The sequence below is a fragment of the Janthinobacterium sp. SUN073 genome, from assembly GCF_030397665.1.
Lineage (GTDB): Bacteria > Pseudomonadota > Gammaproteobacteria > Burkholderiales > Burkholderiaceae_D > Janthinobacterium.
The window spans coordinates 1,588,716-1,606,140 of record NZ_JAPUBT010000001.1 but is presented as its reverse complement, the minus strand read 5'-3'; the positions used below and the strand labels follow the sequence as shown (position 1 = coordinate 1,606,140).

At 42.4% G+C, this 17,425-nt stretch carries 13 protein-coding genes and 2 pseudogenes; all 15 read left to right on the top strand.

The window, feature by feature from the left end; all coding sequences use genetic code 11:
- Window positions 1-119 precede the first annotated feature (119 nt).
- Window positions 120-1,880, top strand: coding sequence for an SLBB domain-containing protein (locus O0882_RS07310; protein ID WP_289946524.1), 1,761 nt, complete (start codon window positions 120-122; stop codon window positions 1,878-1,880).
- Window positions 1,881-1,984: 104 nt separating this feature from the next.
- Window positions 1,985-3,205 carry a Wzz/FepE/Etk N-terminal domain-containing protein gene (locus O0882_RS07305; protein WP_289946522.1) on the top strand — a complete coding sequence of 407 codons (1,221 nt, stop codon included), beginning with the start codon at window positions 1,985-1,987 and terminating at the stop codon, window positions 3,203-3,205.
- Window positions 3,206-3,270: 65 nt separating this feature from the next.
- On the top strand, window positions 3,271-4,041 hold the full coding sequence (rfbF, locus tag O0882_RS07300; protein ID WP_289946520.1) for a glucose-1-phosphate cytidylyltransferase: 771 nt from the start codon (window positions 3,271-3,273) through the stop codon (window positions 4,039-4,041).
- Window positions 4,041-5,108, top strand: coding sequence for a CDP-glucose 4,6-dehydratase (rfbG, locus tag O0882_RS07295; protein WP_289946518.1), 1,068 nt, complete (start codon window positions 4,041-4,043; stop codon window positions 5,106-5,108). The genes rfbF and rfbG overlap by 1 nt, the downstream gene beginning before the upstream one ends.
- Window positions 5,109-5,126: 18 nt before the next feature.
- Window positions 5,127-6,452, top strand: a complete 1,326-nt coding sequence (rfbH, locus tag O0882_RS07290) for a lipopolysaccharide biosynthesis protein RfbH (protein ID WP_289946516.1) — start codon at window positions 5,127-5,129, stop codon at window positions 6,450-6,452.
- Between the two features lie 152 nt (window positions 6,453-6,604).
- Entirely contained in the window at window positions 6,605-7,504 is a 900-nt protein-coding gene (locus tag O0882_RS07285) for an NAD(P)-dependent oxidoreductase (RefSeq protein ID WP_289946515.1), read from the top strand.
- Window position 7,505: 1 nt separating this feature from the next.
- Complete coding sequence (locus tag O0882_RS07280; RefSeq protein ID WP_289946513.1) at window positions 7,506-9,272, top strand: ABC transporter ATP-binding protein; 1,767 nt, start codon at window positions 7,506-7,508, stop codon at window positions 9,270-9,272.
- Window positions 9,265-10,317 carry a glycosyltransferase family 2 protein gene (locus O0882_RS07275; RefSeq protein ID WP_289946511.1) on the top strand — a complete coding sequence of 351 codons (1,053 nt, stop codon included), beginning with the start codon at window positions 9,265-9,267 and terminating at the stop codon, window positions 10,315-10,317. Before O0882_RS07280 ends, O0882_RS07275 begins: the two co-directional genes overlap by 8 nt.
- Window positions 10,314-11,324 carry a glycosyltransferase gene (locus O0882_RS07270; protein ID WP_289946509.1) on the top strand — a complete coding sequence of 337 codons (1,011 nt, stop codon included), beginning with the start codon at window positions 10,314-10,316 and terminating at the stop codon, window positions 11,322-11,324. Before O0882_RS07275 ends, O0882_RS07270 begins: the two co-directional genes overlap by 4 nt.
- A gap of 53 nt (window positions 11,325-11,377) precedes the next feature.
- Window positions 11,378-12,037, top strand: coding sequence for a hypothetical protein (locus O0882_RS07265; RefSeq protein ID WP_289946507.1), 660 nt, complete (start codon window positions 11,378-11,380; stop codon window positions 12,035-12,037).
- Window positions 12,030-13,070 carry a glycosyltransferase family 2 protein gene (locus O0882_RS07260; protein WP_289946505.1) on the top strand — a complete coding sequence of 347 codons (1,041 nt, stop codon included), beginning with the start codon at window positions 12,030-12,032 and terminating at the stop codon, window positions 13,068-13,070. The genes O0882_RS07265 and O0882_RS07260 overlap by 8 nt, the downstream gene beginning before the upstream one ends.
- A 46-nt stretch (window positions 13,071-13,116) precedes the next feature.
- Window positions 13,117-14,106 (top strand): glycosyltransferase family 1 protein, encoded by a 990-nt coding sequence (locus tag O0882_RS07255; RefSeq protein ID WP_289946503.1) that lies wholly within the window; start codon window positions 13,117-13,119, stop codon window positions 14,104-14,106.
- A gap of 116 nt (window positions 14,107-14,222) precedes the next feature.
- Window positions 14,223-15,278, top strand: a pseudogene (locus O0882_RS07250) (glycosyltransferase family 4 protein); the annotation flags it as partial.
- Window positions 15,279-15,382: 104 nt separating this feature from the next.
- A complete protein-coding gene (locus O0882_RS07245; RefSeq protein WP_289946501.1) occupies window positions 15,383-16,654 on the top strand; it encodes a hypothetical protein in 1,272 nt (423 codons plus the stop codon).
- Window positions 16,655-16,822: 168 nt separating this feature from the next.
- A pseudogene (locus O0882_RS07240) lies at window positions 16,823-17,425 on the top strand (IS3 family transposase); the annotation flags it as partial.

Sequence of the window (17,425 nt, the reverse complement as noted above, 5' to 3'; positions counted from 1 at the left end):
GCATGAAAAAGCAATTTCGTACTTCCCAGCCTTTCGTGAAACATCTCATTTTCTCGGCTTGCCTGATGGGAATGGGGTCCGCCGTTGCGCAAGACCTTGGCACGAGTGACACTCCCAAAATGCAATCGATGGAGACGGGCAGCGGCCTGCCGGCCATACGCAGCCGTGGCGAACAGCGCCAGGCGCAGAACCCGCCCGCCAGCCGTCCGGCCAAGCGTGCCGCCGCCGAAGTAGGGCCGTTTCAAGCCTATGCAGCAGGCGTCACAGGACAAAACCTGGCCATTTTTGGCAAGGACCTGTTCAGCGACGTACCATCCACCTTCGCGCCGTTTGATGCAGCCCAGGTCAATCAAGATTATGTCATCGGCACGGGCGACGAGTTGCAGGTGCGCGGCTGGGGTATGGTCGATATCGACGTCAGCGCCACGGTCGACCGCAGCGGCGCGATCTTCATTCCCCGCGTCGGCTCCGTCAAGGTCAGCGGCGTGCAGTACAAGGATCTGCAGGGCTACCTGAAGAAAGCCGTCGGCAAGATTTACACCAACTTTGAATTGACGGCCAGCATCGCCCAGACACGCGCCGTGCAAGTGTATGTGGTCGGCCACGCCGTGCGTCCCGGCACCTATACCCTGAGCGCCATGAGCACGCTGTTGAACGCCCTGTTCACCTCAGGCGGCCCGGACGCCACGGGTAGCATGCGCAACATCCAATTGAAGCGTGGCGCACAAACCGTCAGCACCTTCGACTTGTACGACATGCTGGCCAAAGGCGACAAGAGCAGCGACATGACCTTGCGCGACGGCGACGTGATTTACATTCCGGAAGTCGGTCCCTTGGTGGCTTTGACGGGTAATGTGAAGCAGCCCGCCATTTTCGAATTGAAAGGCAATGCCAGCCTGGCCGATGTATTGACCTGGGCCGGCGGCTTTGATTCCGCAGCGGAAACGAAGCAAGTGATCGTTGAAAAGAACGTCGACAATCAATACAAGACGGTGGTGGAACTGATCGCCGACAAAACCGTCACCAACACCCAGCTGGCGAGTATCCCCGTTAAACCGACCGATGTGCTGCGCGTGTTTGCGCCGGGCGCCGTGCCGGTGCAGGCCCAGATCCAGAATGAATACGTGCGCGTGGCCGGCGAAGCCAAACAAAGCGGCATCTTTCTGCTGAAGAAAGGCGAAACCCTGCGCGAGTTGATCGCCCGCGTGGGCGGCCCGAATGAAAACGGTTATCTGTACGCCACCCAGTTGAACCGCGAATCGGTACGGCGTGCCCAGCAAGCCAAGTTGAATGAAGTGGCGGACCGTTTTGAACGCGACCTGGAGTCGAACGCCACCCAGCGCATGGGCGCCTCGGCCGATCAGGCTAACGCGGCTAAACTGGCTGCAGAAATTGAGCAACAGCGCAGCATCGTGAAAAAACTGCGCGGCATCAAGGCGGAAGGCCGCATCGTGCTCGATTTGCCTGGTGTGGAGACGCAAATCAAGAACTTTCCCGACTTGCCCTTGCAGGATGGCGATACCATCCTGATCCCGCGCCGGCCGGGCACTGTGGATGTGCTTGGCTCGGTATTTCAGCAAAATGCCTTTGTCTACCGCCCGCAGCGCACGGTCAACGACTATGTCCAGCAAGCTGGTGGTCTGACCATTACTGCGGACAAATCCGAGATGTACGTGATACGAGCGGACGGTACGGCGCAGAGTGGGCAAAGTACGGGTTGGTTCAGCGGCATTGGCGGCACGGCTTTGAATCCTGGTGATACCGTCGTGGTGCCGGAAAAAATTGATCGCAGCACGTTTATGCAGAGTTTGAAGGAATGGACATCGATCTTTTACCAGTTTGGTTTGGGTGCGGCGGGGTTGAAAGTGTTGAAAAACTAATGACCATGGAGATACTAGGGGGCTTGAAAATTATGCGATATACGCAAGACCAATGAGCCTTGGTGATATTTAAAATATGATGGGTTGTTACTCGAGAGAAAAAGATGTCTGAGCAATTGAAAAGTAGAGACCAGAGTGCAGTGATGAATGAAAATAATGATGAAATTCACTTGCTCGATGTGTTGACGGCGCTTGTCCGGCAAAAAAATATATTATTAATGGTGCCATTTATAACTGGAGTATTGGCAATTGCTGCCGCACTCCTGATTAAGCCGACATTTTCATCGACAGCAGTGATTTTACCTCCTCAGCAGCAAAGTTCAAGCGTCTCTGCCATGTTGGGACAACTTGGTGGATTGGCAGGGGCCGCTGGCAGTATTGCTGGATTGAAAAATCCAAATGATTTGTATGTCGCTATGCTACAAAGTCGGACTATCGCGGACAAGTTAGTGGCCCGTTTCGATTTAAAAAAACGCTTCGGGGTGGAAACTTTTGACGACGCGCGTAATGTGCTGAGTGGAATGGCGACTGTACTCAATGATAAGGCTGGAACTATCTCTATCCAGATTGAAGACAAAGATCCGAAGTTTGCTGCCGAATTGGCTAATGCATTTGTCAATGAATTATCGAGATTAACTAATGGTTTGGCAATCGGCGATGCAGCACAACGTCGTTTATTCTTTGAAAAACAGTTAACCGCAGCTAAAGATGAGTTGGTGAATGTCGAAATTGAATTGCAAAAAATTCAGGAAAAAACTGGAATACTGCAATTGGATAGCCAAGTTAGAGGAATCATAAGCAATATTGCCCAACTCGAAGGAGTGATTGCTGCCAAAGAAGTGCAACTGAATGCGATGCGTAGTTTTGCAACAGGAAATAACCCGGAGCTTGTGCGTTTGCAGGGGGAAATTCAGGGGTATCAGGTTCAACTTAAGAAACTGAAAACGGGAAAATTATCCAAGGGTGGTGATGTGATGGTACCAACCGGAAAGATTCCTGAAATTGGGGTCGAGTATATGCGTAGCTTACGCGATGTTAAATATCGGGAAACCATATTTGAATTGCTTTCAAAGCAATATGAGTTAGCCAAAATTGACGAAGCCAAGGAATCTTCGAATATACAAGTTCTTGATGATGCGGTGCCAGCAGAGAAGAAATCAAAGCCAAGAAGATTTATTATTATCTTTTTTGGTTTTTTTGGTGGTGGATTGTTGGCGCTATTCTTGGCATTGATGCGAGATGCTTACCAGCGGTCTATTGAAAATGATGCTGGAAAATATCGTTGGTATATTTTAAAGAGTGCTTGGAAAAGTAAAAATATTTAATTTTCCAATTCTTGATGATTATTCCTTGATAGGTCTATTACTTCAATTTAATAAGTAGGGGAAAAATGAAAGCTGTTATTCTGGCGGGTGGACTGGGAACCCGCATTAGCGAGGAAACTTCCACCAAACCAAAGCCGATGGTGGAAGTAGGTGGCAAGCCGATTCTTTGGCATATCATGAAAAGTTATTCGGCGCATGGCGTGAATGACTTCATCATCTGCTGCGGCTACAAAGGCTATGTCATCAAGGAATACTTCGCCAATTATTTCTTGCACACCTCGGACGTGACGTTCGACATGCAGAATAATCAGATGGAAGTTCACGCGCGCAATGCCGAACCGTGGAAAGTCACGCTGGTCGATACCGGTGATGAAACCATGACCGGCGGCCGCCTGAAGCGCGTCAAGCAGTACCTGGAAGGCGAAGAAGCGTTCTGTTTCACCTATGGCGACGGCGTCAGCGACGTCAATATCACTGAATCGATCGCCTTCCACAAAGCGCACGGCAAGCTGGCAACGCTGACCGCGACTCAGCCTCCGGGCCGTTTCGGCGCGCTGATCTTGGATGGCCAGAAGATCAATAGCTTCCAGGAAAAGCCGCAAGGCGATGGCGCGTGGATCAACGGCGGCTATTTTGTATTGTCGCCAAAGGTCATCGATTACATCGCGGACGACAGCACCACTTGGGAAAAGCAGCCGCTCGAACGCCTGGCTGCCGAAGGTCAGCTGGATGCCTTTTTCCACCGTGGTTTCTGGCAACCTATGGACACCCTGCGCGACAAGGTGCACCTGGAAGAGCTGTGGCAATCGGGTAAAGCTCCCTGGAAGGCTTGCTGATGAACGCAGCATTCTGGCAAGGCAAGCGGGTTTTCCTGACCGGCCATACGGGTTTCAAAGGTGGCTGGCTCAGTTTGTGGCTGCAGCAGTTGGGCGCCGACGTGACCGGTTATGCGCTGGAAGCGCCAACTACGCCCAGCCTGTTCGAAGTGGCGAGCGTGGCGCGCGGCATGGTTTCCATCATCGGCGACGTGCGTGATGGTGAAGCGCTCAAACGCGCCATGGCACAAGCGCGGCCGGAAGTCGTGATCCATATGGCGGCCCAGCCACTGGTGCGCTACTCGTATGCGAATCCGGTGGAAACCTACGCCACCAACGTGATGGGCGTGGTCAATCTGCTCGAAGCCGTGCGTGCTACGCCTGGCGTGCGTTCGGTTGTCAATGTTACCAGCGACAAATGCTATGAAAATCGCGAATGGCCATGGGGCTACCGCGAAAACGAAGCCATGGGTGGCTACGACCCCTATAGCAACAGCAAGGGTTGCGCCGAACTGGTGACGGCAGGCTACCGCAGTTCATTTTTCAATGCCGAAAAGTATGCGGAACATGGCATTGCATTAGGCAGTGGCCGCGCCGGCAATGTGATCGGTGGCGGCGATTGGGCCATGGATAGACTGATTCCCGACATGCTGCGCGCCATAGGCGCCGGCCAGCCGGTAATGATACGCAATCCGCACTCGATCCGACCATGGCAGCACGTGCTAGAACCGTTGAGCGGCTATTTGACGTTGGCGGAAAAGCTGTACACCGAAGGTCCTGTGCATGCCGAAGGCTGGAACTTCGGTCCGCACGACACCGATGCCAAACCCGTCGAGTGGATTATCGAACGCATGACGCAGGAATGGGGCGCGGGCGCGTCCTGGTCGCTCGATGGTCAGGATCATCCACACGAAGCGACCTATCTGAAGCTCGATTGCTCCAAGGCACGTGGCCAACTGTGTTGGCATCCGCGTTGGGACATCGGTCAGACGATTGCCAAAATTGTCGAATGGCATAAAGCCTGCGACCAGGGCGCGGACATGCGTGCAATGACGCTGGCGCAAATCACTACTTATCAAAATACCTAACAAATTGAAGGCTGCACCATGAACGAACAACTGACCCAACAACAAATCCGCGAACAGATCGCTGCCTTGGTGGCGCAATATGGCGCACTGGCCAGCGTACCGAAACCATTCGAACCGGGCGTGACCGTGATTCCACCGGCCGGTAAAGTGGTCGGCGCCCCTGAAATGGGCCTGATGGTCGAAGCCTCGCTGGACGCCTGGCTGACGACGGGTCGTTTTAATGACGAGTTTGAAAAACGCCTGGCCAAGTTCATTGGCGTCGAATTTCTGATCACCGTGAACTCCGGTTCGTCCGCCAACCTGGTCGCTTTTTCCGCCTTGACGTCTCCAAAACTGGGCGCACGCGCGATTCAGCCTGGCGACGAAGTCATCGGCGTGGCCGCCGGCTTCCCGACCACCGTCAATCCGATCTTGCAATATGGTGCCGTGCCCGTGTTCGTCGACGTCGAACTGGGAACGTACAATATCGACGCCAGCAAAATCGAAGCGGCCATTACCGACAAGACCAAGGCCATCATGCTGGCCCATACCCTGGGTAACCCGTTCAATCTGGAAGTCATCGTCGCGCTGTGCAAAAAATACAATCTATGGCTGGTCGAAGATTGCTGTGACGCCCTGGGCGCCACGTATAACGGCCAGATGTGCGGTACCTTCGGCGATATTGGCACCATGAGTTTCTACCCTGCACACCACATCACCATGGGTGAAGGCGGTGCAGTGTTTACCAACAATCCGGAACTGAAAGCGATTGCCGAATCGTTCCGCGATTGGGGCCGCGACTGCTACTGCGCACCGGGCAAGGACAATACTTGTGGCCAGCGTTTCTGCTGCAAGCTGGGCACACTGCCAGAAGGTTACGATCACAAGTACACGTACTCGCATCTCGGCTATAACCTGAAAATCACCGACATGCAGGCCGCCTGCGGCCTGGCGCAGATGGACCGCGCGGCTGGCTTTGTACAGGCACGTAAGGACAACTTCGCGTACATGAAGGACGGGCTGAAAAGCTGCGAGGAGTTCCTGATCTTGCCAGAGGCGACACTGAATTCGGATCCATCCTGGTTCGGCTTCCCGATCACCTTGCGTCCAGAGGCCAATGTGGACCGGGTCAACCTGTTGACCTTCCTCGATCAACACAAGATCGGTACGCGTCTGTTATTTGCTGGCAATTTGACGCGCCAGCCATACATGATTGGTCGCAATTACCGCGTATCGGGCGAGCTGACCAATACGGATCGCATAATGCACGATACCCTGTGGATTGGTGTTTTCCCTGGCCTGACCAAGGAAATGATGGACTTCTCGATTAGAAAAATCGAAGAATTCTTCGGTATAAACTTTTAATTAATGCGGAAAATAAATATATTAATTATTTATTTAATTTAAGTAAATCCCGATCATTTACTGCTCCAAATAATATAATATTTTTTATTTCTGGATGCTTTTTATGGTCGGTATCAATTTTATTAAGCAATATTGCAATGTGGAGTGAGGCTATGATTTTACTAACTGGTGGTACTGGTTTTTTAGGTAGCCGCATACTTGCCGAATTATTGAATAATGGGGATAAGGTTGTTGTCATTAAAAGATCTTTTTCCAATACAAAAAAAATAGAAGATTTTCTGACGCATGAGAATGTCTATTTTTTTGATATTGATATCTATGATCCCCAGGAACTATTTAAAAAATATTCTATTAAAACTATAATACATGCAGCCACAGAGTATGGTCGGGGTACTACGCCGATAGTGAAGCTACTCGAAGCAAATCTAATTCTACCCATGCGTTTAGTTGAGATAGGATTGAATCATGGCGTTGAATGTTTTATCAATACTGATTCATTTTTCACAAAAAGAACAACTACATACTCTAACTTAGCTAACTATTCACTGTCGAAAAAAAGTTTAATCAATTGGTTGAAGCAACTGCCGAAAAATATAAAAATCATTAATGTGGTTCTTGAACATATATATGGCCCAGATGATGATACATCAAAATTTATTGAAAATACAATTCAAAAAATAGCAGTTCAAAAAGTACCAGAAATAAATTTTACCCATGGACATCAAAAGCGTGATTTTGTTTATATAGATGATGTTGTGGCTGCCTACATCAAACTTATACAGTATGGAAGTAAGAATAATTTTTGCTTTGAAACGTTTGAGGTCGGAACTGGTCGTAGTTATGAAGTTCGAGAAATGATTGAAACAATACAACACTTGTCTGGAAGTATGACGAAGTTAAACTTCGGTGCTATTGGGTATCGAAGCGACGAGATTATGGAATCTAAAGCCGAGATAAAAAAATTAATGGCGCTAGGATGGAATCCGACTATAACATTACAAAATGGTATAGAGAAAATATTGAAAAAATATAAAGTAATAGATATTAAATAAAATGCAAGCAGAAAAAAATCTCCCCGATCTGATAGGTCGATTGTGGCACCATATTGGCCGTCGTCGCAGAGGGCAATTTGGTTTATTACTCATCTTGACAGTTTTGGCGTCATTCGCTGAAATACTTAGCCTTGGCGCTGTTCTTCCTTTTATTGGTGCATTGACAAACCCGGAACGTATCTTTAATAACCCGGCTTTTTCGGATTTTATCCGTATACTGGCTATATCGTCAGCAAGTCAGTTATTGTTGCCGTTAACTATAATTTTTAGCATTGCTGCACTGTTGGCTGGTGCTTTAAGGATGTTCGTCCTTCGAGTATCTACAAAAATTTCCTTTGAAGTAGGATCAGATTTGAGTAATGATGTCTATCGCCGAACATTATATCAGCCATATGCGATTCATATCTCTCGAAATAGTAGCGAAATAATTAATGTTATATGGATAAAAATAAGTGAAGTAATTTTTTATATCCTCATGCCTGGCTTGACATTAATTAGTTCCATTGCAATGGTCATAGCTATTGTTTTTGCCTTATGCTACATAATTCCGGGCGTAGCTCTCGGGATTATCGGATGTTTTGGAATTTTCTATGGAATCATCATAAAGATCACGCGAAAGCATTTGAAGGAAAGTAGTCGAAGAATTGCTGTGGAGTCAAACAATGTTACTAAGGCATTGCAAGAAGGTTTAGGTGGGATCCGTGATATATTAATTGACGGCAGCCAAGAAAGTTTTTGTAAAATATATCACAAGACTGACAAAATTTTACGCACTGCGCAGAGCAGTAATCAATTTATTAGTCAAAGTCCACGCTTTGCAATGGAGAGTTTAGGAACAATTCTAATTGCGGGACTTGCATTTATATTATCCCAACGAGAAGATGGAATTGCTAATGCAATACCTATCTTAGCAGCATTAGCACTTGGTCTACAGCGTATTTTACCTTCACTTCAGCAAGCATATAATGCATGGTCATTAATACAAGGTGCACAAGTATCTCTGCAAGATGCCTTAGTCTTGTTAGATCAGCCTCTACCTTTGCATGCCGATGAAGTAGCAAATATACAAATTTCTTTCGATCAGAAAATAACTTTAAATAATGTTTCATTTCGATATAACCCAGAGACTCCTTGGATATTCGAGAATATTAATCTTGAGATATTGAAAGGTAGCCGTATCGGTTTTATTGGAGGAACAGGTAGTGGAAAAAGCACAATGATTGATATCATAATGGGATTGCTCAATCCTGTCTCTGGATATTTGGAGATTGATGGTAAGCCGATATCGAATAAAAATATGAGATCCTGGCAATCCCGGATTTCTCATGTGCCGCAGACAGTTTTTCTGACTGACAATAGTATTGAGGAAAATATCGCATTTGGTGTACCAAAACACAAGATTTCACAAGAGCGTGTCAGGCAGGCAGCAAAACAAGCTCAGCTTTCGGATACTATCGAAATGTGGTCAGATAGTTATGCCACAGTTGTTGGCGAGCGCGGTGTACAGCTGTCTGGTGGACAAAGGCAACGTATCGGAATAGCCCGTGCTTTGTACAAACAGGCCGATATTATTGTATTCGATGAGGCAACCAGTGCACTCGATACAGAAACAGAACAGGCAGTTATGCAAGCAATTGAAGAGTTAAATGAAAATATCACTATCCTAATCATTGCTCATCGGTTAAATACTTTGAGAAATTGTACTGATATTATTGAGCTTCAAAAAGGCAAAATTGCTAAGAAGACGGAAATTTTATCCAATGGATGATAAACTGAAGATGGCAGAAATGTCATTAAGCTTTTGTATTCCAACATATAATCGTTGTGAAATTTTACATGAAAATGTTTTGGAAATATTAAAATGTGAAGATCCTGATATTGAGGTAGTTGTTCTGGACAATGGTTCTACAGATAATACATTGTCAATGTTGCAGACTATAAATGATAAGCGACTCTCCATTTATTCAAACGGAGTCAATAAAGGATTTCTTTTTAATATATTGAATGCTGTCAATAAAGGAAAAGGAAAATATTTGATTTTTTGCACTGATAAAGATAAATTTTTATCCAGGGAGATACCAAAGTTCAAATCAGTTTTATTGAATCAGCCGGATATTGCTGCGGGGTTTTGCCAATACTACTCAGATTCAAATCGGGATTTTAATCGGATAGACAGAGGATTTCCTGCAGTGCGAGAAATTGCATATCACGCAAGACATCCCACAGGATATTTCTTTAATAGGTCTTTAATAAATCATTTACATATTACTGAAAATTATTTCGATTTTGAAATTGTTGATTTGTTTCCATTTGAATTTATTTTTGGCGATTTATGCATGTTGGGTGATGCTATAATTTATTATCCAACTATCATTCAGACCGAAAGCGGCGTAATGGCTGCAAAAATAAAATCTTTTGGTACGAATGGATCAAGTAAGAAGGCTTTTTTCATGCCTGAATCTCGACTGCATATGGCTATCAATTTCTGTCAGCATATTAACACTCTCAGTATTTCGGTCAAAGAGAAAAGCACGCTGCAAGCTGAAGTTTTTATGCGTGGTTTAATTGGTGCGTCTTTTGGATATAAAAATATTCTGAATAATGAGAATCTTTGTACTCATTACGGGATGCAATCGAGAAAAATTGGCACCTTTGAGATGCTCAAAATTGGGTTTACTTACAGTAAGAAATTTATTTTTAAAAATTTTTTTCAGGTCAAATCAAATTCTACACAAAATATTTTATTTATTAACTTTTTATTTTTATTTCTTTCTAGAAGTATCTTTAAAAAAATAAGGAATTTATTTAGATGAATTCATTTGTTCTTTCTATTGTGATTCCGACATATTCTCGCGCCGAAAAATTAAATTTGTTGCTCTTTTCGCTCAGTAATAGTTTTTCTGTTTGGCCAAATGGTATTGAGGTAGTTATTTTGGATAATGCATCTACTGATAATACGGCACAGATAGTTAGCAATTTTTTAGATATAATTCCAATTAAGTACGTTCGTAGACCGAATAATATTGGCATGGATGGAAATATTGCATCATGCTTTGATGCCACTTCTGGGAAGTATTTATGGATTTTAGGTGATGATGAAATATTATATCGAAATTCATTAAAATATATTTTCGAAATTTGTAGTAATAATGATTTTGGAATTTTACATTTGGAAAATGGTGGTTTCAAAAGTGAAGATGAGCATATTATAGGTGACTTGTCGATACCAGAAAAGCCTGAAATAATCAGTCTAAATTCAGAGTTATTATTCAGAAATGCAAATATTTTTTTGACTTTTATTTCCGCTAATATTACAAATAAACTTGCAGTGATTAAAAAATTCCCTGACTTTAACTCAAAATCAGATATTAATACATTTCTACCGCAAATGGCTTGGACATACAGTGCATTAAAAGCGGTAGATAATCATTTTTTTATTCGTACACCCATGTTTGGTGCTTTGATAGGCAACACGGGAGGTTACAAATTTATAGAAGTATTTGGCGTGAATTTAATAAATTTGACGAATAAATATTTTCCTCTGGATACTTTGAAATCGACGCAGATAATGTCTAATGCAGTTATAACTAGGCTGATCCCGGGAGAACTTATAGCTCAATTTGGAAAGATCGGTTCTAAAAGTAACTTTACAAACGAAGATATAAATACTGCAATTTACAATTCATTTGGTGAGAAAATTTACTTCAAGATTTTTTTAAAACCTATACTGTCGAACTCACTTTTCTTACGCAAATTTTTCTTCATTTTGGTAAGAGTTTTTAATAAATTAAACAAAAAAATGGGCTTTATTTTCCTTTAATTTTTAAATTTTTAAAAAATAATATAAATTATATTTCGGAATTAAAATCAAAAATGAAATTTTTAAATATTTTAATTAAGAAAAAAAAATCAGAAGGATTTATTCTTGCTTCAATTTTTCTTTTCTCACGATTGAAAATTAAGTTAAAGTCCTTGTTTTATTCAAAAATCCTGAATGCTTCAAATATAATTTTAGGACCTGGTTGTCATATTTTAGGTAAAAACCATATAAAGTTTGGCAGTGAAATCTATGCTCATAAAAATCTATGGCTTGAGGCTGTTGTTGAATATGATGGCCATCAATATTCCCCGCAAATTGTACTTGGGAATCGGATTAAAATGTCAGACGGTGTTCATATAACCGCAATAAATAGAGTAGAAATAGGAGCTGACGTATTGTTCGGAAGCAATGTTTATGTTTCAGATCATAATCATGGTGTTTATAGTGGAGAAAAAAATCCCCATAGTGATCCCATGGAGGTTCCAGCTAAACGATTACTATATTCCTCTGGTGTTGTGATGATTGGTAATAATGTATGGATTGGTGATAATGTAAATATCGTCGGCCCCGTTTCAATTGGTCATGGCGCGATTATTGCATCAAATTCTGTAGTACGTAATGATATTCCAGCTGTGACCATGGTAGCAGGTATTCCGGCAAGATCTATTAAAAAATTTAATAATGTTTCAAAGAAATGGGAAAGATATGTCTGAACCACGTCGCATGTTTTCAATATGTATTCCTGCTTATAACCGGGTTGTACATTTACCTGTTCTTTTAGACTCGATTTATAAGCAGAGCTTCTCTAACTTTGAAATTGTTATTTGTGAGGATCTTTCAAAAGAACGACCTGAAATTGCAAAAGTTGTAGCCGAATACAGCATACGTTATCCTGGAACACTACGTTATTACGAAAATACTAATAACCTCGGATATGATGGAAATATACGAAATCTTGTAAATTTGGCACGTGGTGAATATTGTTTCTTTATGGGCAATGACGATATCATGTGTGAAGGTTCGTTGGCAGCAGTTTCCGAACGAATTAAGGCTAACGACAACATCGGTTTTGTTCTCAAAAGCTATGCTTGGTTTGATGAGGTTCCAACTAAAATTAATCAAGAAGTACGCTATTTTAACGAAGAAAAATTTCTTGCTGCTGGGACCGAAGCTATCTCTGTATGCTTCAGACGATCTGGCGTAATTTCGGGTTTTATTATTCATCGAGATACTGCTGATGGGGCGGCTACATCTGAATTTGACGGTACCCTTTACTACCAGATGCATATTGTAGGTGTTGTGCTTGCCAAAATGAACGCCATCACTATGCCAAAAGTCTTAGTTTTATGTCGTAATAGTGAACCGCCAGATTTTGGTAATAGTGCCAGCGAAAAAGGGATCTACACACCTGGTACTTATACGCCCGCTGCGCGCATCAATATGATTAGTGGAGTTATCCGTATCGCTACTGCACTTGAAAAACAAAGTGACCTGCCGGTAACTGCACCAATTATGCGAGATTATGCGAATTATTTTTATCCATATATAAGAGATCAGTTAAAGCTACCATTTTCTGATTATTATAAACTTTATCGAGCATACGGACGGATTGGGTTTAACAAATATCCGATGTTTCATGCTTACTTTATTATTTGCTACTGTTTTGGTGCAAACGGATTTGATCGGTTAACTGCTTATATTAGAAAAACATTGGGACGTAGCCCCCATTTTGGATCGGTGAAATGATTGATTTGTATTTGCTGCAATGTGAGGTGTAATTTTGAGAGCACCTATGGTAATGGTTAAATTTGATTCCCGTTGGATCGGAGAACATGGGATTGGTCGTTTTGCACGGGAGATTGATCAACGGCTTAATTTTCCGAGTTTGAATATGAACGGAAATCCATCTTCACCGCTGGAACCGTTGCGTCTTTTTTTGTTTATGCTTTTTCAAATTGGCAAAGTGAAAGCGGTATTTAGTCCAGGATACAATGCTCCATTATTTTTTTTGCGACCCTACATATTTACCATTCATGACCTTAACCATATTGATCGGCCAGAAAATAGTAGCGTGATGAAGCGATTATATTATCGACTAATCATGCGTAGGGCTTGCATCAAGGCTTATCGTGTCCTTACAGTGTCTGAATTTTCTCGTAATCGTATAGCAACTTGGGCTGGCATCGATATAGATAAAGTGATTAACGTTGGCAATGGCGTTGATGGAAACTATCATCCGGATGCTACCCCTTGGAATCCTGGCTATAAGTATTTCTTATGTGTCAGTAATCGTAAAGCTCATAAAAATGAAATTAGGGTGCTGGAAGCATTTCTATTATCGAAAATTGATGTTAACGTCCGGCTAGTTTTTACCGGAAATGAAAACGAGTCAATCCGTAGGCAGATTGAAGCTTTGAATCTATCTAAAAGGGTTGTTTTTACCGGTCGAGTGCCTGAAGAAAATCTACCAGGTCTTTATACTGGCTCATTAGCATTGCTATTTCCATCCTTATATGAAGGATTCGGCTTGCCCGTAATTGAAGCGATGGCTTGCGGGATCCCGGTACTTACTTCAAATACAACTTGCTTACCGGAGATTTCCGGCGACGCTGCTATCCTAGTTGATCCTGAATCTGTAAGTGAGATTGCAGGAGGAATTAGAGATTTATTTTATAATCAGAAATTGCGTATAGATATGCGTGATAAAGGTATTGTTCAAGCGAAAATTTTTTCTTGGGATAAAACTGCTGAAAAAATAAAGTCTGTTATCGATAATATTTGATAGCCTGTATTTTCATATTTTTATAAAATAAATATTTCCTATGTTTTTAAATTTCTGGATATATAATTTTTATTTTTAGCATTTTAATTTAAAAATTTTGGTATGGTTTAATGAAAAAAATCGCATTAATGCATGAATGGTACACCACTCTGGCAGGCTCAGAAAAGGTAATGGAGCAGGTATCTGGACTGTATTCCGAAGCCGATATGTTCGCTATATACGCAGATACTGAATTTGTGCAAGCTACTGATTTTTTGCGTAATCGGAAACTGACAACAACATTTATTCAAAATTTACCGTGGGCCTCGAAATCGTTTCGTTCATATCTACCTTTGATGCCGCTTGCCGTGGAGCAAATAGACTTGTCTTCATATGAACTGGTAATATCCAGTAGTCATGCTGTTGCGAAAGGGGTTATTACTGGACCAGATCAGTTGCACATCAGTTATGTCCATTCCCCAATTCGATACGCCTGGGACTTACAACATCAGTACCTACGCGAGTCTGGACTTGACACTGGTCTGAAGGGATGGATAGCGAAATGGATGCTACATAAAATTCGTATGTGGGACGTTAGAACGGCAAATGGTGTCGATCATTTTGTTGCTAATTCAAAATTTATTGCACGTCGTATTAAGAAAGTTTATGGTCGAGATGCTGATCTGATTTATCCACCAGTTAATATATCTGATTTTTCTCTAGTTGAAGAGAAAGAAGACTTTTATCTTACTGCTTCACGTCTCGTTCCTTACAAAAAAATGGACTTGATCGTCGAGGCATTTTCAAAAATGCCTGAAAAGCGTTTGATTGTCATTGGTGATGGACCTGATATGCAGAAGATCAAGGCCAAAGCAGGAAAAAATGTTGAAATGTTGGGCTATCAACCTTTTTCGGTGCTAAAAGACATGATGCAACGGGCGCAGGCATTTGTCTTTGCTGCTGAGGAGGATTTCGGGATTATTCCGGTTGAAGCTCAGGCATGTGGTACACCAGTTATCGCTTTTGGGAAGGGCGGGGTCTTGGAAACTGTAATTGACAGAGGACCAAAACCGACAGGTTTATTTTTTATGGAGCAAACGGTTTCTGCTGTTTGTATGGCCGTTCAAGATTTCGAAAAACGACGTCATCATTTTCTTCCCATTAACTGTCGGAGCAATTCTGAACGTTTTTCGACTGAAAGATTTAATCTTGAATTTTCGAACTATGTACGTTCGAAATGGTTAGATTTTTCAAGCAAAAAGTAAGTTAATTTAGACAAAAATGGTGAATTTAAAAGATGAATTCCATAGGTAAATTTAGTAATTCAGCCCCTAAATATAAATTGGCAGTTTTTATGATGACAGTTTTTATTATTTATTTTCCTAAGGGAGGGGTGAAAATTGGGAGCATACCTTTAACGTGGGGGTATGTGGCAATTTTCATTTTTTCAATTATGGCTATTCCTCGTTTTCTTCTGAATATTGGAAATATTTCTTTTTCTACATGTCGCTTGAATGTGTTTTTTTCTTTGTTGCCATTTCAGAGTATTGTAATTTTTAGCTTTATATTTAATGGCGTTGAAAATTTTGGTTTTGGTATTTCATTTATTGTTTCCGTGATATTTCTACCATTTACATTTATTATACTATTCCATCAATATATGGAGGAAATGAACTTATCATATCTTTTTAGTATGGTAAAAAGAGGCATAATATTTGTGTCGTTGTTTGGTATATTTTTATTTATTTATAAATTGTATACAGGTTCCTTTCTTGAAATTCCATTTTTAACTGTAAATTATGATGACCTTGGTGAACTTGAGGGGAAACATATCGATAGAGGAGGTATATTTAAATTAATATCAACTTATAATAATGGGAACATCTACGGTATTTGCATATTGATGCTTCTTCCTTTATACGAATTTCTTGAGAATTCAAAGATTAAAAGAATTATTGTTAAAACATCATTAGTTTTGACTTTGTCTAGGACGGTTTGGTTGGGAATGATTATATACGAACTCTTAAAACTATTTTACTTTTCAATAAATTCCACAAGTAAGCATTTGTTATTCATTCCTAGATTATTTTTAGAATTGAAGATAAGGAAGGCGGATTTTATTGCTATTTTATTTTCATTTATTGGGATAATTTTATTTTGCGGAGCTGTTTTTTATATGATTTTTATGATTGGGCAAAACGCCTCATTTTTATTTGATAAAAATCTTGGGGGAAGAATTGATCAGCTAAATGTCATAGATAAATTAACTTTTTTTCCTGAAAAGAAATTTTCCCAAGTGTCGGAAATTGTTTATATGTCGGTATTGGATAGCTTTGGTATATTAGGGTTCTTATCATTTTTGTTAGCTATGCTGTCTCCTGTTATTTATGGTTTTTTAAGACGAGTGCCATTTGGTGGCTCTTTATATAAAAAATCCATTATGTCCGGATTGATTATATATCTTGTATTAGCAATTTCTGACGGTGCTTTTTTATATATTCCTGTAATGGCAATTTATTGGTTTTTGATTTCACTATTATTATTAAATAATCGTTATTCGGATAGTTGAATATCATGAATGGGTGTTCTCGAGCACCAAGTGCAATACCTTTGCTGAGAGGCGCCGCTATGGCGAAAATTTGCAAAAATTTGACCACCCAAAAGCACCCCCGGTGTCAGAATAGTTGTCGCGTCACCTGAGGAGTAAAAACGTATCTGGGGCATGCAAGAGAGTCGTGTGAACAAGTATCCAGCAGAACGAAGAGAAGCGTTAATGCGGCAGATGATGTCGCCCAAAACAAGCCGGTGTTGGAGTTGTCCCGGGAGAGTAGAATCCTGGAGCAAACCCTTTATACTTGGCGCCGTCAACTTCGTAATCAAGAAACACCGGTGCTAGGTAGGGGGGAAAATGCTAAGGAATGAACCTCGGAAGACAAGTTTGCGGTGGTGCCGGAAACGGCGGCGCTGAACGCAGCCGAGTTGGCGGAATATTGCCGCCGCAAAGGACTGTACGCCGAGCAAATCGCCGCGTGGAAAGCGGCCTGCATGTCGGCCAATGCCAGCTTGATGCCGCTCACGCGCGAGCAGCAGAAGCAGGCCAAGGAAGACAAGAAGCGCATCCGCGAATTGGAGAAAGACTTGAATCGCAAGGAGAAAGCGCTGGCTGAAGCGGCTGCGCTGCTGATCCTGCGGAAAGATGTCCAGGCGATCTGGGGGGCAAAGAGGAAGACTGACCTGTGTCCCGGATCGCCTGAAATGTATTGAGCTAGTCCGTGAGGTGGTGGACGCCGGAAGCCGTCTTGCGCCAGCGTGCAAGGAGCTGGAAATGAGCCTGCGTACG

Bases quoted from the DNA above. Each gene is read 5' to 3' on its own strand.
- rfbH (WP_289946516.1), top strand. From the start codon at position 5,127: ATGAACGAACAACTGACCCAACAACAAATCCGCGAACAGATCGCTGCC.
- O0882_RS07305 (WP_289946522.1), top strand. From the start codon at position 1,985: ATGTCTGAGCAATTGAAAAGTAGAGACCAGAGTGCAGTGATGAATGAA.
- rfbG (WP_289946518.1), top strand. From the start codon at position 4,041: ATGAACGCAGCATTCTGGCAAGGCAAGCGGGTTTTCCTGACCGGCCAT.
- O0882_RS07245 (WP_289946501.1), top strand. From the start codon at position 15,383: ATGAATTCCATAGGTAAATTTAGTAATTCAGCCCCTAAATATAAATTG.
- O0882_RS07310 (WP_289946524.1), top strand. From the start codon at position 120: ATGCAATCGATGGAGACGGGCAGCGGCCTGCCGGCCATACGCAGCCGT.
- O0882_RS07280 (WP_289946513.1), top strand. From the start codon at position 7,506: ATGCAAGCAGAAAAAAATCTCCCCGATCTGATAGGTCGATTGTGGCAC.
- O0882_RS07255 (WP_289946503.1), top strand. From the start codon at position 13,117: ATGGTAATGGTTAAATTTGATTCCCGTTGGATCGGAGAACATGGGATT.
- O0882_RS07265 (WP_289946507.1), top strand. From the start codon at position 11,378: ATGAAATTTTTAAATATTTTAATTAAGAAAAAAAAATCAGAAGGATTT.
- O0882_RS07270 (WP_289946509.1), top strand. From the start codon at position 10,314: ATGAATTCATTTGTTCTTTCTATTGTGATTCCGACATATTCTCGCGCC.
- O0882_RS07285 (WP_289946515.1), top strand. From the start codon at position 6,605: ATGATTTTACTAACTGGTGGTACTGGTTTTTTAGGTAGCCGCATACTT.
- rfbF (WP_289946520.1), top strand. From the start codon at position 3,271: ATGAAAGCTGTTATTCTGGCGGGTGGACTGGGAACCCGCATTAGCGAG.
- O0882_RS07275 (WP_289946511.1), top strand. From the start codon at position 9,265: ATGGATGATAAACTGAAGATGGCAGAAATGTCATTAAGCTTTTGTATT.
- O0882_RS07260 (WP_289946505.1), top strand. From the start codon at position 12,030: ATGTCTGAACCACGTCGCATGTTTTCAATATGTATTCCTGCTTATAAC.